14 protein-coding genes are annotated in these 15,090 nt (G+C 60.4%); 5 read left to right on the top strand and 9 right to left on the bottom strand.

Features of this window, described 5'->3' with window-relative positions:
* Nucleotide 1 precedes the first annotated feature (1 nt).
* Both BSF44_RS09855 and BSF44_RS09850 read right to left on the bottom strand, forming a co-directional pair.
* Complete coding sequence (locus BSF44_RS09855; RefSeq protein WP_095943342.1) at nt 2-1,393, bottom strand: FAD-dependent oxidoreductase; 1,392 nt, start codon at nt 1,391-1,393, stop codon at nt 2-4.
* 70 nt (nt 1,394-1,463) lie between these two features.
* Entirely contained in the window at nt 1,464-2,789 is a 1,326-nt protein-coding gene (locus tag BSF44_RS09850) for an MFS transporter (RefSeq protein ID WP_095943341.1), read from the bottom strand.
* 268 nt (nt 2,790-3,057) lie between these two features.
* Between BSF44_RS09850 and BSF44_RS09845 the strand changes: the two genes are divergently transcribed.
* A complete protein-coding gene (locus tag BSF44_RS09845; protein WP_095943340.1) occupies nt 3,058-3,930 on the top strand; it encodes a LysR family transcriptional regulator in 873 nt (290 codons plus the stop codon).
* A 121-nt stretch (nt 3,931-4,051) separates the two neighbouring features.
* Here BSF44_RS09845 and BSF44_RS09840 read toward each other — a convergent pair whose 3' ends face one another.
* Nucleotides 4,052-4,915 carry a LysR substrate-binding domain-containing protein gene (locus tag BSF44_RS09840; protein ID WP_095943339.1) on the bottom strand — a complete coding sequence of 288 codons (864 nt, stop codon included), beginning with the start codon at nt 4,913-4,915 and terminating at the stop codon, nt 4,052-4,054.
* Nucleotides 4,916-5,024: 109 nt separating this feature from the next.
* Here BSF44_RS09840 and BSF44_RS09835 point away from each other — a divergent pair, with 109 nt between their 5' ends.
* On the top strand, nt 5,025-6,134 hold the full coding sequence (locus BSF44_RS09835) for a 2-aminoethylphosphonate--pyruvate transaminase (protein WP_095943338.1): 1,110 nt from the start codon (nt 5,025-5,027) through the stop codon (nt 6,132-6,134).
* 151 nt (nt 6,135-6,285) lie between these two features.
* Nucleotides 6,286-7,113 carry a phosphonoacetaldehyde hydrolase gene (phnX, locus tag BSF44_RS09830; protein ID WP_095943337.1) on the top strand — a complete coding sequence of 276 codons (828 nt, stop codon included), beginning with the start codon at nt 6,286-6,288 and terminating at the stop codon, nt 7,111-7,113.
* Nucleotides 7,114-7,169: 56 nt separating this feature from the next.
* Here the strand turns inward: phnX and BSF44_RS09825 are convergent, their stop codons facing one another.
* The 6 genes from BSF44_RS09825 to galE form a co-directional block, all read right to left on the bottom strand.
* Nucleotides 7,170-9,248 carry a YjbH domain-containing protein gene (locus BSF44_RS09825; protein WP_095943336.1) on the bottom strand — a complete coding sequence of 693 codons (2,079 nt, stop codon included), beginning with the start codon at nt 9,246-9,248 and terminating at the stop codon, nt 7,170-7,172.
* Entirely contained in the window at nt 9,245-10,006 is a 762-nt protein-coding gene (locus tag BSF44_RS09820; RefSeq protein ID WP_095943335.1) for a capsule biosynthesis GfcC family protein, read from the bottom strand. The genes BSF44_RS09825 and BSF44_RS09820 overlap by 4 nt, the downstream gene beginning before the upstream one ends.
* Nucleotides 10,003-10,668 carry a YjbF family lipoprotein gene (locus BSF44_RS09815; protein ID WP_095943334.1) on the bottom strand — a complete coding sequence of 222 codons (666 nt, stop codon included), beginning with the start codon at nt 10,666-10,668 and terminating at the stop codon, nt 10,003-10,005. Before BSF44_RS09815 ends, BSF44_RS09820 begins: the two co-directional genes overlap by 4 nt.
* A 14-nt stretch (nt 10,669-10,682) precedes the next feature.
* A complete protein-coding gene (locus tag BSF44_RS09810; RefSeq protein ID WP_095943333.1) occupies nt 10,683-11,744 on the bottom strand; it encodes a polysaccharide biosynthesis/export family protein in 1,062 nt (353 codons plus the stop codon).
* Between the two features lie 144 nt (nt 11,745-11,888).
* Nucleotides 11,889-12,125 carry a hypothetical protein gene (locus BSF44_RS09805; protein WP_046038091.1) on the bottom strand — a complete coding sequence of 79 codons (237 nt, stop codon included), beginning with the start codon at nt 12,123-12,125 and terminating at the stop codon, nt 11,889-11,891.
* A 232-nt stretch (nt 12,126-12,357) separates the two neighbouring features.
* Nucleotides 12,358-13,374, bottom strand: a complete 1,017-nt coding sequence (gene galE / locus BSF44_RS09800; RefSeq protein WP_095943332.1) for a UDP-glucose 4-epimerase GalE — start codon at nt 13,372-13,374, stop codon at nt 12,358-12,360.
* A 390-nt stretch (nt 13,375-13,764) separates the two neighbouring features.
* Between galE and galU the strand changes: the two genes are divergently transcribed.
* Both galU and BSF44_RS09790 read left to right on the top strand, forming a co-directional pair.
* Nucleotides 13,765-14,598 carry a UTP--glucose-1-phosphate uridylyltransferase GalU gene (galU, locus tag BSF44_RS09795; RefSeq protein ID WP_046038087.1) on the top strand — a complete coding sequence of 278 codons (834 nt, stop codon included), beginning with the start codon at nt 13,765-13,767 and terminating at the stop codon, nt 14,596-14,598.
* Between the two features lie 47 nt (nt 14,599-14,645).
* Nucleotides 14,646-15,062, top strand: coding sequence for a mannose-1-phosphate guanylyltransferase (locus tag BSF44_RS09790; RefSeq protein WP_095943331.1), 417 nt, complete (start codon nt 14,646-14,648; stop codon nt 15,060-15,062).
* Nucleotides 15,063-15,090: the final 28 nt, after the last annotated feature.

Below are 15,090 nucleotides of genomic sequence, written 5' to 3'. Positions count from 1 at the left end.
CTCAGCCCTTGTCAGCCTTGCCGGCCGCCGCAGCGAACTTCGCCAGACGCACGTCCAGATGCCGTGGCCGACGCCCATGATCCTCCGCGCGCTCCTTGCGGCGGATGGCGTTGCGCACCATCAGCGAGCCGATGTAGCGAATCGGCTCCGGCGGGAAAAAACCCAGCGGTCCATTGACCAGCGGCGAACGGGTCCAGGGGTTGTCCAGGCTCTGGACCATCGACGCCAGAATCTGCCCGCCCATATGGCAGGGACCGACACCGCTGCCTGAATAGCCAAAACCGTAGAACACATTGCCACTGGCGCTCATCTGCCCGAAGAACGGCAACCCGGTCACCGAGCGGTCGGATGGACCGTTCCAGGTCGCTTCGACCTTGACGTCGGCGAACGCCGGGAAGAAATCCGCCAGGCTGCTCTGCAACAAACCGGCGTAAGGCGAAGGTTGATCGAACACCGGCAGCATGCGCCCGCCATAGGCGAAGGTATTGCCACCCTTGCCGAGCATGATCCGGCCGTCCGGAGTGTTGTGGTAGTAGTGCACGAAAATCCGCGAATCGAGCACCGTGACGCCGCTGGTCAAGCCGATTTCGTCGAGCAAGTCCGGCCGAGGCTCGGTGATCAGCATGTCGCTGGAAACGATCGCCACGCTGCGTTCGAACTGCGGGAATGCCCGGGCCATCCAGGCGTTCATCGCCAGCACCACACGGTCGGCGCGAATGGTGCCGTTGGGGGTTTGAATGCCTGCCGGCCTGCCCTCCTCAAGCCCGGTCATGGCGGTCTTTTCATGAATCTTCACCCCCAGTTGCAGGGCTACCCGGCGTAAGCCTCGCACCAGTTTTCCCGGCTGCACGCTGGCCGCGGCCGGGGAAAACCAGCCTTCCAGGTGTTTGTCGGAACCGGCCATGCGCTGCACATCGGCCACCGGCCGCTGGGTGAACGAGTTGATGCCGTTGCGCTCCAGCGCCGCGATCACCGCATCGGTCGAGCCGACCTGAGCACGATTGGTCGCGGTGTAGAGCGTACCGTCGAGGCGGTAATCGGCGTCCACCCCATACTGCTGGCAGAAGGCGCCGATGGCATGGATGCTGCGCTCGGACTCCTTGACCAGGCGCACGGCTTCTTCGACGCCAAACAAGCGCTCAAGGGTGAAATACTTGGCCGACCACGACAACGCACATCCGCCATTGCGTCCACTGGCCCCGGCACCGCAGATGTCCGCTTCGATCAGCAACACATCCAGCTCGGGGTTCTGTTCCTTGAGCATGATCGCGGTCCACAACCCGGTGTAACCACCGCCGACGATACAGACATCGGCGCGGGTGTCGCCTTCCAGTGGCGGACAGGTTTCGGATGCATCAGCCTTCAAGGCCTGGTCCAGCCAAAAGGGTCTCATGGGGTCAATCTCCGGTCAGTTGCCCACACGCCGGCCTGCCGCAGGTGCAGCAGGCGACGAGGGACAGGATTCAGGTACGCAGGGGTTTGATGGTCATCGCTTTATTGGGTACATAGGCGAAGTGAGTAGCCAGGCCACCGGGGCGGCTGTTCCAGTGCGGGATCAACACCAGCGCCGAAAACATGGCGCAACCGGCGAAGACAATGAACACGGTAACGGTGTCGAAGTAGCCCGGCAGCAGTCCGCCAAGAATCGCCCCGACCGAGCCGCAGCCGTTGACGAAACCGGCTGCCGTGGCGCCGGCCTTGGCGGTGCCGAAGTCGATGGCGGCCGCGCCGCTGATCATCGAGTCCGGTCCGTAGAGGGTCAGGCCCATGACGAACAGCAGCGCCACCACCAGCAGCACGCTGCCGGTATGCAGGGCGCCCATGAAAAACGCCAGGGACACAGTCAGCGCCAACAGGCTGATCACACAGGCCGGCATGCGCCGGGCGCCGAACAGTTTGTCCGAGGCCAGGCCAATCAGGATCGGCCCGAGCAACCCGGCCAGTTCAAACGCGGTCGGTATGATCGCCGCGCCGACCTTGCCCACCGAGGGCATCTGTTCGAAAACGATCACCGGCCCCCACAGCAGAATCGCGTAGCGCGCCGGCTTGAGCATGAAGTACGCCAACCCCAGCACCAGCACGGTGCGGTTGCGCAGGATTTCCTTCAACGGCTCCCACATGCTGATTTTGCTTTGCGCGTCGGCCTGTTCAGCGGTCAGCTCGGGTTCCGGCTCCACCGCCGGCAAGCCGACGTCTTCCGGTTTGTTGCGTTGGAAAATAAAAAACAGCACGGCGACCAGCCCAACCACCGCCGCACTGGAAATGAACGCCGCATGCCAGCTGCCGATGAGCGTGTACGCCCACCAACCGGCAAACGGCGAGGCTACCAGACCGCCAAAGGCGTAGCAGGAACTCCACAAGCCCAATACCCGCCCGCGTTGCTCGGAGGGAAAGAAGCTGCCGAGGTTCTTGCACAGCCCCGACCAACCGGTGGACTGCGCCAGGCCTTGTATCAGCATGCAGGTAGCGAAAATCGGTAAGGTTGCGAAGTTGCCCATCACCAGCGCCGCGCCGGCGGAAATCAGCAATCCGCCGAGCACCACCACCCGAGGACCAAAACGGTCTGCGAGGATGCCCCAGGTGAACTGACCGACGGCGTAGGCCGTCAGGTAGATGGCGTCGAGGTTGGCCATGGCCATTTTGTCGAGCATGAAGGTCGGGTCTTCGCCAATACCGAGCTTGGCGACCGAGAAGGCTTTGCGGGTGAAGTAGAACGCGGCGTAGGCGAGCCAGGTGATCGCGAAGATCTGCACGCGCCAACGCTTGATGGTGCCGATGTGCTTGTTCATTGTGGTTCTGACCTCAGGGTGTGAGTGTGCCGGCAGAATTGGAAGAAAACGCCTGTGTTTTTATTGTTGAGCACTGCGATATCGCCCTGTCCCTACGGCGGATACCGGTCAGATGAGTCCTGTAGTTGCACGCACAGGCTCATGGCTCCCGCTGCTGTTCGACTGACCAGTCACCGGGGCTGAGGTGGATAAAAACAATTACTGATTAATAAGTGAAATCGATTTATCGTATTTCAAATATAAGGCCAGCTTGTTACTGGAGATTCCCATGTCGGTGTCCCACGCCCAGCTCAAAGCTTTCCATGCCGTGGCGGTGCATGGAAGCTTTACCAAGGCCGCCGAGCGCCTGTTTCTGACGCAACCGGCGATTTCCGACCAGGTGCGCAAACTCGAAGAGCGCTACGGGGTTTTGCTGTTTCACCGCAACAAGCGCTCCGTGCGCCTGACCGACCTGGGCGAGCGCCTACTCGGCGTGACGCAGAAATTGTTTGTCATCGAAGCCGAAGCTCAGGAGCTGTTGCAGGACTCCCAGGCCTTGCAAACCGGCAGCCTGATTCTGGCGGTGGATGCGCCGGTGCATGTGCTGCCGCAGATTGCCCGTTTCTGCGAACGCTACCCCGGGATCAGCGTGAAGATCGAAACCGGCAACACCGATGAATCGCTGTTCCGACTGTTCAACTATCAGGCCGACCTGGCGTTGTTGGGCCGTGACGTCAGCGATGAACGCCTGATTTCCCTGCCCCTGCGTAACGACCCGATGGTGGCGTTCGTGTCGCGCAATCATCCGTGGGCAGAACGCGAATCCATCACTCTCGCCGACCTCGACGACACGCCGCTGGTGTTGCGGGAAATCGGTTCGGTGACCCGGCAGACCCTGGAAGAGGAAATGGCCGGGGCCGGGTTTCGCATTCGCCCGGCAATTCAGGTTGAAGGTCGGGAAGCGGCGCGGGAAGCGGTGGTGGTCGGGATTGGGGTGGGCGTGGTGTCGGCTGCCGAGTTTGGTGCGGATTCACGGGTGTGTGCGTTGCCGATTACCGATTGCAAACGCAGGCTGACTGAAACCCTGGTGTGCTTGCGCGAGCAGAGTTCGCGGCGGGTGGTGGCGACTTTTCTCGAGATGGTTCGCGAAAGTCTTGTGTAAGCAGGTCCGGCCCCATCGCTAGCAGGCTAGCTCCCACAGGAGATTTGCGTTGACCACAGATTATGCAGACAACACAGGACCACTGTGGGAGCCAGCCTGCTAGCGATGCAGGCAACTCGGTCTACCTGACTGGCGCCAACCCGAAAAACGCCTGGATCAAGCGCAAATTCCGCCGTCGCTCCATACAGCCAATCATGTGCCGATTCACCAACCCCTCGCCAATGATCGGCACCGCCGCCACCCGAGGGTCGTGACTGACCTCTACCGACGACACCACTCCCACCCCCAGTTCGGCGGCCACCGCCTCGGTCACCGCTTCGCGGCTGTCCAGTTCCAGCAACACCCGCGGATTGACCCTGGCCTGGGCACAAGCCTCATCGAAGGTGCGCCGGGTTATCGAACTCGGTTCGCGCAGCACCATGATCACCTGATCCAGCTCCTTGAGTTGCACGCCTTTGCTCTTCTGCGCCCAAGGATGCCCGTCGGGCACCAGCGCGCAAATCCGTGATTCGCTCAGCGCTTGCAGATGCAGTCCCTTGCGCGGCTCGACCTCGGTCAGCACCGCCACGTCGGCATGTTCAGACAACAACGCCGCCAGGGTTTCCTGCGCGTTGCCCAGGCGCAGGTTCACGGTGATCCCCGGATAGCGCGCCCGCAGGCTGGCGAGCATCGGCATGACCATGTGCGGGCCGTCCGCCGCTACCTCCAGGCGCCCGGTGAGCAATTGCCGGTTGGCTTCGAGCATCACCTGCGCCTCCTCGGCCAGACCGAACATCGCCCGGGTGATTGCCGCCAGTTTGGTGCCCTCCTCCGTCAGTTCCACCCGGCGGGCGGTGCGGCGCAGCAGGGTGATCTGGTAGTGCTCCTCCAGGGCCTTGATGTGCCCGGTAACCGCCGGCTGGCTGATGAACAGCCGCGCCGCCGCCCGGGTAAAACTGCCTTCGCGCGCCACGGCATCGAAGGCGCGCAGCTGAAACAGGTTCATGAATAACTCTCGCTGATGGCTGGCATAACAACAAACAATTTGATTGATAACACGGCAAATTGCAATTTAGGCACCAACGCTTCATCCCATCGATTGCGAGGACACGAGAATGAGTACTGCCGAACCCATCCTGCTCACCCCCGGCCCGTTGACCACGTCGGCCCGCACCCGTCAGGCAATGATGGTTGACTGGGGTTCATGGGATGACCGCTTCAATCAACTGACCGCCAGCCTCTGCGAGCAACTGCTGGCGATCATCAACGGCGCCGCCACCCACCACTGCGTGCCTTTGCAAGGCAGCGGCACTTTCGCGGTCGAAGCGGCGATCGGCACGCTGGTGCCTCGGGACGGCAAGATTCTGGTACTGATCAACGGCGCCTACGGCAAACGCCTGGCGAAAATCTGCGAAGTGCTGGGCCGCTCCTTCAGCACGTTCGAAACCGCAGAAGACGAGCCGACCACCGCCGCCGATGTCGACCGCCTGCTGCGCGCCGATAGCGGCATCACCCACGTCGCCCTGATTCACTGCGAAACCAGTACCGGGATCCTCAATCCGCTGCCGCAGATCGCCCAGGTCGTCGCAGAACACGGCAAGCGCCTGATCATCGACGCCATGAGCTCCTTCGGCGCCCTGCCGGTGGATGCGCAGCAAGTGCCATTCGACGCACTGATCGCCGCCTCGGGCAAATGCCTGGAAGGCGTGCCGGGCATGGGTTTTGTCTTCGCTCGCAAAGAATCCCTGGCCAGCGCCGCCGGTAACTCGCACTCACTGGCGATGGACTTGCAGGACCAGCACGCCTACATGGCCAAGACCGGTCAGTGGCGCTTCACCCCGCCGACCCATGTGGTCGCGGCGCTGCACGAAGCCCTGCTGCAATACAACGAAGAAGGCGGCTTGCCGGCGCGGCACGAACGCTACGCCGCCAACTGCCAGGCATTGATGGAGGAGATGGGCAAACTGGGCCTGCGCAGCTTCCTGCCGACGGCTATCCAGGCGCCGATCATCGCCACCTTCCACGCCCCGAAAGATCCGCGCTACGCATTCAAGGAATTCTACGAGCGGGTCAAGGCCAAGGGCTACATCCTCTACCCCGGCAAACTGACCCAGGTCGAAACCTTCCGCGTCGGCTGCATCGGCTACGTCCAGCCAGCCGAAATGCGCGAAGCCGTGGCGGCGATTGCCGAAGTGTTGCGCGAGATGGAAGTGTTAGAGATCTAACCCACACCGCATTCCCCTGTGAGAGCGAGCCTGCTCGCGATAGCGGACTGTCAGCCAACACATCCGTTGAATGTCAGGCACTCATCGCCAGCAGGCTGGCTCCCACAGTAAAAGCAGCCCCCATTAGCCAGTTGCCAAAGGATTTCCAGACATGAACTACTCCAACCCAAGCAAACTGCAAGCCGCCATCCTCGACTGGGCCGGCACCGTGGTCGACTTCGGCTCCTTCGCCCCGACGCAGATTTTCGTCGAGGCCTTCGCCGAGTTCGACGTCCAGGTGTCCATCGAAGAGGCCCGTGGCCCGATGGGCATGGGCAAGTGGGACCACATCCGCACCCTGTGCGATCAGCCGCAAGTTGCCGAGCGTTATCGCAAAGTGTTCGGCCGCACGCCGACCGACGATGACGTCACCGCGATTTACCAACGCTTCATGCCGCTGCAGATCGAAAAAATCGCCGAACACTCGGCACTGATCCCTGGGGCGCTGGAGACCATCGCCAACCTGCGCCAGCAAGGGATCAGGATCGGCTCCTGCTCCGGTTACCCGAAACAGGTCATGGACAAGGTCGTTGAACTGGCCGCCACCAACGGCTACGTGGCCGATCACGTGGTTGCCACCGACGAAGTCCCGAATGGTCGTCCATGGCCGGCCCAGGCACTGGCCAACGTCATCGCCCTGGGCATCGACGACGTCGCCGCCTGCGTGAAGATCGACGACACCGTGCCGGGCATTCTCGAGGGTCGCCGCGCCGGTATGTGGACCGTGGCGCTGATCTGCTCGGGCAACGCCCTGGGCCTGGACTACGAAGGTTATCGCGCCCTGGGCAGCGACCAACTGGACAGCGAGCGCAAGCGCATCCACGGGATGTTCGAAAGTTCGCGCCCGCACTACATGATCGACACCATCACCGATCTGCCGGAAGTGATCGCCGACATCAACAAGCGTCTGGCCAACGGCGAAATGCCACAGTCCAGCTGATAAATCCCGCATTGCCCTTGTGGGAACCTGCTCCCACAAGGGCCTTTGTGCCGAGGTTACTCAGTGATCTTCTCGAAGTTGCGATAGAACATGTCATCGTCGCGGCTGTCGGTCATCGAGTGCAACTGGTAGCTGCGATTGAGCCGTGCACCACCGTCCCGGGTCAGCGGCGACCAGACAAGATTGGCGCGGCGCATGGTCGACATGCTCATCAGTTCGTCGAACGGAATGGACAGGTAGATGCCTTTGTCGAAACTACCTTCGCCGTATTCAGCGCCGGTTGCGGTGGTGATCGTTGCCCAGGCACCAAACCGTACGCCGTTGGAAAACTCCCGTGAAATATCCAGCGTGCCGCCCCAGTCACCTGCCAGGTAACGCCCGACGCTGACGGCTGCCAGCGTATCGTAGGGCAAGTCGGTGTAGCCGGTGATGTGGCCGGTCAACACATCGTAATCACGCAAGCCAAAACCCTGGTCGAACTCACGCTGGCGGACGTAGTTCAGGTCCGCGCCCAACGACCAGCGCTCACCGGTCGGACGGAACAGCACCTCGCCCCCGACACCGGCAAACATCGACTCCAGGTAGCCACCGTACACCATGCCATACAGGTCCTTGTCCAACTGCTCGACATGGCTGACCTGGAACAACGGCATGGTGACATCGGACGTGGTCATGTACTGGCGCAAGTCCGTGCGCACGCGGGGCAAGCCGCTGGGTGCGTCATAGGTGAACTTGTCGAAGTTGTTGATCAGGTTGGCACTGAGCAAGCCGCTCCACCAGGTGTTGCGGTTGAAGCGGTACTCCGCGTCCGCGTCGGCACTGAATTGATAGAGCAAGCCATCGGGGCCACCGACGTTCTGCTTGAAGCCCAGCCCGACGCCATAGGCGAATGGCTGCATCGCTTCGGTGTAGAGGGTTTTCTCGTTGTGCGGCATCGCCGGATTGATTTCGGTGGTGCGGTGCAGCGATTGCAACGGCTCCTCGTTGTTGATCACTTCGCGGAAGGTTTGCCGCGGCACGCTGGTTTCTTCCAGCGGCAGGTCGTAGCGCTTGTTCACCACGGTGAACCAGTCGATGTCGTCGTTGACGCTGTTGTCCAGAATCCGGCTCGCCCGGCCTACGGCCTTGGCCGAATGGAAGTAACGCTGCTGCTCGCCATACACGATCAACTCGGAATCGCGCTGGCTGATGCGCTCGACCTTGTACCCGGCATTTTGCTGCAGACGCCGGGACACATCGGCCCAATCGACCTGATCCATCCCGGTGCTCGGCGCTTTCGCCGGCAAGGGTTCAGCCGGCGGATCGAACGTCTTGGCCGGCGCCTTGCGGCTGGCGAAGTTGGTGTGGAAGGTGACACCGAACATCGCTGTATTGCCGCGCTCCCAGGCTGCGCTGAGGTCGATCGAGTCAGTTACTTTGAACACCGCGCCGAGGTTGATCGGCGAGTCCTGCTTGATCTGGTTGTCCTTCGGCTCGTGCTTGTAATCGTTGCCTTCGTATTCGAGTTTCAGGCTGAGACGATCCCAGGGTGTCTGGTAGCTCACTCCGCCGAAAAAGGAAGGGCTGCCGCGAAAATAGGCCCCGGCGTTGACATCACCGGTACCTTCGCTGTCGGGCCGGGTCTTGAAGCGGTCACTGATGTAGCCCAGCGGGTTTTCGAAGTCGCCGCGGTTGCCCAGGTAGCCCCAGGCAATGCCGGCGCTGAAATCGAAATTGTCGTAGCGCTTGTTGGCCACCACGAACTCACTGGAGAACAGGCCTGTACCACCGATGTCCCGGAAGCCCAAGGCCACCTCGGGCGCCCAATGGGTTTCTTCCCACAGGCGGGCCTTGAGGTCGACCGCCTTGTCCTTGTAGCTCTGGTTGCCGCTCAACGACTCGGGGCCATAGGGGCGGTTGGTGATCGCGGTGTAGCGAAACGAGCCTTCCAGCCACTCAAGTGGCTGGAGTGAAACGCTGTAGCGACTATAGGGCTCGGTGCGGTTGGCATTCAGGCTCAACTCACCGGCCGGCGCCATGCGCGCCGTCGGCGTTTGCAATAAGCCCGCGCCACCGAAATCATTCTGGGTAATGCGTGGTTCTGCATGAGCCAGACCACACGGCAATAACAATACGGCTGCAAAACGTAAATTCAACGAACCACCTCAGCCAGCTGCGTGGCAATAAATTCGGCCAACTGCTGATTCAGTTCAGGGATAGGCGGATCAAGATCATCGTTTTTGACCGGGACCAGAATCTTGCTGCCGGCGGCCGGTATCTGCCCGCTCTCGCGATTCCAGTGGGCAATGCCGACGCGCCGGGTGACGCCGTTGGGCTGGATCAACCACAGGTAATCGGCGTCCGCATCGACCAGCGGCGTGCAACCTTGCAGGTAATCACGGGCCTCTTGCAGCGCTTGATAGGGCAACCGACACGGCTCGGCGACAGCGCCGAGCACCTCGACTTCGTCGACCCGCAGCGGGTAGATGAGGCGATCGCCGTCGTCCAGGCGAATGTTGCGGGCAAACCCGACTTCCACGGCGACCGGGTCCAGAACAGCCACCTGGCGCCCGGTGACCGGCATGCGCCTGACTTGCTCGGCCAACCGCACCGCCAAGGCAGCCCGGCTCGGCCTGTCGAACAGCACGGCCATGCGCTGCAACACGTCCAGATCGAACAACACCCCGGCCTTGAGCCGGGTCTGTTGTTCGACCAGGGACTGACGCAGCAATACGCCCGCCAACCAGTAACTCTCGGCATTGGGCTGTGCCACGCTGATCACGTCCAGCAATCGCCCGCCCGCCGGCAGGTCGACCACCCCCGGGTTGGCAACGTCACCGGTGACGGTGACCGCTGCATGGCTGACGTTGGCGATCAACAGCAGGCACGCCGATAGAGCCCTGAGACGCCTCACCGGGCATGCCTGCGGTCAGGGGTCAGTTGCACGATCTTGACCCGCAGTTGCGAGGTCAGTTGTTGCTCACTCTGCACAATGAAACCGTCAACGGGATCGACCCAGTAACGATTGGTCGCACGCAGGCCGATGGCCGGCGCGTCAATCTGCTCGTCGACACGTAGCACGGCGTATTCCTTGTTGAGGATTTCCAGGGTTTCCATGGACTGGCGGGAGAAACGACTGTTCAAGATCACCCCGACTTCCTGGCCCTGATAGAGATCGATCCAGCGCTGGCTGGTGTAGCCATCGGGCACTTGATGGAGGCCTTGCTTGAAGGGCGAGACGTCGGCAAGACGCGTTCCGTCCAGATCGCCGTCCAGGCCCAGGCCGATGCTGCGCACCGCCAGGCCATCACGCATCAGCAGAACCTGTTTGCCGGACGCGACCCAGAACTGCAGGTCGCCGCGCTCACGCACCAGCGCCAGCACGCCGGAACCGGACGGCGTGGTCAGCTTGAGCTGGGGATAGCGTACATCCGCCACCTGGGCCGCCGTCACGTCCAGCTCATCCGGCCCCGTCACCGCTGACTTGAGGTTGGTCATCGAAGCGACCATCAGCGGGTTACAGCCACACAACATCAAGGCCGCTATCAAGCAGACGCCAACATTCAACGTTCTCACGATCGGACCCGGCCTTAATTGCTGTTGCTGCTGACTTCACTCATGTTCTTCGCCGCGGAAGCACCCGTACCGACAATCGATGCCGACGGCACCAATTGGCTGATGAAGCGATTCCAGCGAGTAACGTTGGCAGGACCTACGTAGACAACGTCCTGGGGACGTACTTCAAAGTGCGTGGCCAGCGCCATGGCAGTCGGGGATTGGGCTTGCAACTGATAGACCTTCGCCGGTTCCACATCGAGGTTTTCAACACCCCTGATCACGTACACGGCGTTACCGTTGGAGGTGGTCTGACTCAATCCACCGACCGAGCCCAGCACATCGGACAGGTTCATGGTGGCGGTCTTGAAGCTCAGTGCGCGGGGCTGGTTGACCTCGCCCATGACGTAGATGCGCTTTTTGTCGTTGTATGGCAGATACAACTGATCGCCACCCTTGAGGTAGACGTTCTGCAACTCGGAATCCGGCTGGTTGAGCGTGTCGAGATTGAGCGTGTAGACCCGCCCGTTTCGTGTCAGCAACAGACCGGACAAATCGGCACTCGCCGTATCGATACCGGCGGAACCGAGGGCCTCGACCACACTGAGCGGGTTGGTGGAAATCGGTTGCGGACCGGCCTTCGAAACGGCGCCCGTCACCACGACTTTCTGACTGGAAAAACGCAACACGGCGACATCCACTTGCGGTTCGGCGATGAAGGCCGACAGCCTTTCTTCGATGTCCGATCGCAGTTGCTGGACGGTTTTTCCGGCCGCCTGAACCTCTTTGATAAACGGGTAGTAGAGCGTGCCATCGGCACGGACCAGACGACCGTTGGCATCGATCTGCTGTTGCGCGCCGGAGGGTGCCGTCAGCTCCGGGTGATCCCAGACCGTGATGTACAGGACATCGTTACTGCCGATGCGGTACTCGGCCGGGGCCGCCAACAATTCTGCCGGCACGGACTCACGCTTTTGCGTGACCCTGTTCATGGAAATGAGCTTGGGCGTGATCGGAATGAGCTCGACCCGGCTGCTCTCGCTGGCGCCCTGGCGCGTGATATCACTGGTGCTCAGGTATTGGCCGGGGGAAAACATGCAACCTTGTAAAGCGATGCTTGCCAACATTAAAAGAGAAAAACTACGAGTCATAATGGCACTACGCTATTCAAGGGCGAATCTAAAAACAAAGTCACCCGATTTGCATCGGGCGACCTTGTACTGCACCAACAGGTGTTTCAGTTAGTTGTGCGTACCGGTTGTACCCGTGGTACCTGTCGTACCCGTCGTACCGCCGTTTGCACTTCCACCACTGTTGGACGCCGCTACAGCACTGGCGACCATTGCAGTACTGGCTGCAGTGGCTTGAGTCGCCGCCACGTTACCCAATACATTGGTCGCAGTTGTAAGCGGCGCTTCTACCGCAGACGCCCAGTTGCTCAACATCGTCAACAGGGCAATTGCCATCACTTTCTTCATATCAACTCCTTTCTAACATTCAACCTGATCGAAATCGGGCATTACGTTAGAGGTGGTAGAGTTCAAGTCCGCGAAAAGTGCGAACAAGATCCGTTGTTCTTTCACAGTCTTACCCAACTGATAAAAGTCGAACGGCAGGTTTATATCTACGGGCTTGCAAAAGGCATGGCCAGTGTATTTTCCCGACGATATCTAACAACCTGACCAGAAATAACATTAGGCTAAAACGCCATCATCCCAGATAGCCTTTGGGGTGATTCGATTGCCAGCGCCAGGTATCCGTGACCATGTCCTGCAAGTTGCGCGTGGCCTTCCAGCCCAGCTCTTTCTCCGCCTTGGAAGGGTCGGCCCAGCTCTCGGCGATATCGCCCGAGCGACGCGGCATCATTCGATAGGGCACCGCCTGACCGCACGCCTGCTCGAACGCCCGCAGCACTTGCAACACGCTGTAGCCATCGCCCGTGCCCAGGTTCCAGGTATGAATGCCGGTGCGCCCGGCGATGGACTGCAAGGCCTTGAGATGACCGTCCGCCAGGTCCACGACGTGGATGTAGTCGCGTACCCCGGTGCCGTCGACCGTGGGGTAATCGTTGCCGAAGATCGACAACTCTTGCAGGCTGCCAACCGCCACCTGGCTGATGTAGGGCACCAGGTTATTCGGAATGCCACTCGGGTCTTCCCCCAGATGGCCGCTGTCATGCGCGCCGATCGGGTTGAAGTAACGCAACAGCGCGATGCTCCAGCGCGGCTCGGCCAAGGCCAGGTCGCGCAGCACATTCTCGACGATCAACTTGGATTGACCGTAGGGATTGGTCGGGATGCCCGTGGGGAAATCCTCGCGGATCGGCATCTGCTCTGGCTCGCCGTATACCGTGGCCGACGAACTGAACACCAGGCGAAACACCCCCGCAGCGGCCATCGCCTGACACAGCGTGATGCTGCCGCTGACGTTGGTCTCGTAATACTCAAGGGGCTTGCGCACGCTCTCGCCCACGGCCTTGAGACCGGCAAAATGCAGGACGGCATCGATGGCATGCTGCTGGAAAATCCGGTCCAGCAAGGCCCGGTCGCACACATCGCCGCGAATCATCAGCGCACTCTTGCCGCAAATGGCTTCCACCGCGTGCAAGGCCGCGTCGCTGCTGTTGCAAAGATTATCCAGCACAACAACTTCATAGCCTGCTTCAAGCAGTGCGAGCGTGGTGTGCGAACCGATGTATCCAGCTCCACCCGTTACCAGAATTTTCATAGCGCGGTCCATAGTGGGAAAAGTGCGAAGTTGCGTGTCAAGCCCCTCTTGTTAAAGGTGTGTGCTGCACCACACAAACAAGAGCGACAACAACCAAAAACAAAATTAGTTCAACGACTGGCAATAAATATTTTTTCAGGCCAAACTGTATTGCGGAATACTTATTAGCATTCCGACGCACTCACCACTATCAACAGATACCGACTAAAAATAACCAACAACTATCAACCCGACATCTCATAACATTGCTGCGTTATCCGCACATTGCTATTTGCCACTAGTGGCCATACTCAGGTATTAAAGTAAGCCTTCAATAAACATTGAAACTTGCAATCACTCGTTATTGCGCGCACCCGTTGGCTGTGTTCCATGACTGTCCAGGATACTTTTATGATTCGTAAATGTTTGTTCCCCGCTGCCGGCTATGGCACTCGTTTCCTGCCGGCGACCAAAGCCATGCCCAAGGAAATGCTGCCGATCGTCAACAAGCCATTGATCGAGTACGCCGTTGAAGAAGCACGGGACGCCGGCCTGCAACACATGGCGATCGTCACCGGGCGGGGCAAGCGCGCGCTGGAAGACCACTTCGACATCAGCTATGAGCTGGAGCACCAGATTCGCGGCACCGAGAAAGAGAAGTTCCTGGCCGGAACCCGCGAGCTCATCGACACCTGCACCTTCTCCTACACCCGCCAGGTGGAAATGAAAGGCCTGGGCCACGCCATTCTCAGTGGCCGCCCGCTGATCGGCGACGAACCCTTCGCCGTGGTACTGGCCGATGACCTGTGCCTGAACCTGGAAGGTGATGGTGTCCTCACCCAAATGATCCAGCTCTACAAGAAATTCCGCTGCTCGATCGTGGCCATCCAGGAAGTCCCCCGCGACCAGACCCACAAGTACGGCGTGATTGCCGGCGAGCCGATCTCCGACGGGATCTACCGGGTCAACAACATGGTGGAAAAACCGGCCCCGCAGGACGCCCCGTCGAACCTGGCGATCATCGGCCGCTACATTCTGACGCCGGATATCTTTGACCTGATCGCCGACACCGAACCGGGTAAAGGCGGGGAAATCCAGATCACCGACGCGTTGATGAAACAGGCGCAGAACGGCTGTGTGCTGGCCTACAAGTTCAAGGGTTTGCGCTTCGATTGCGGCGACGCCGAGGGTTACTTGCAGGCGACCAACTTCTGCTACGAAAACGTGTACTTGAAGGGCCGCTAAGACGGCTCCAACACCCGACGCCCACTCTTCATTCAGGCAGGCCAACCATGAACATTGAAAAACTCTCGGCATACATTGAAATGGAGGTGGGCAACCTCGGGGTGATGTCCTCGTTATCACGACATCAGCGGTTGCCGAGCGCCAACGAATCCTGGCTCGGCCCCACTCTGCTGGTGGAACGGATCGGTATGTTTCCCTCTTCCGGAGACATCCGCCGGCCGATGCTCGACCCCTATCCCCTCCTCGCTCATCTGAAAAGGCTTTACCGCGGGCAGGCGCTGGAAATCGATGACCGCGATGGGCTGAAAGTGATTTTCAGCGACTGGCGATTCCGGGTGCGCATTTGCTGCAACGACCCGGCCATCATCATCAACGTGGAAACCCGTTGTGCTACGCAACTGATGCCGCTTAAAACCGCAGAGCTGCTGAGTCAACTGGATCACTTCGAATCAGCTGCCCTGTAGGAGCAGCCGGTCGACGCTCGATTGCTCG

The organism is Pseudomonas sp. ACN8, from assembly GCF_002303925.1.
GTDB lineage: Bacteria > Pseudomonadota > Gammaproteobacteria > Pseudomonadales > Pseudomonadaceae > Aquipseudomonas.
Note: the sequence above shows the minus strand (reverse complement) of the source record. Positions and strands in the feature narration are given on the sequence as shown.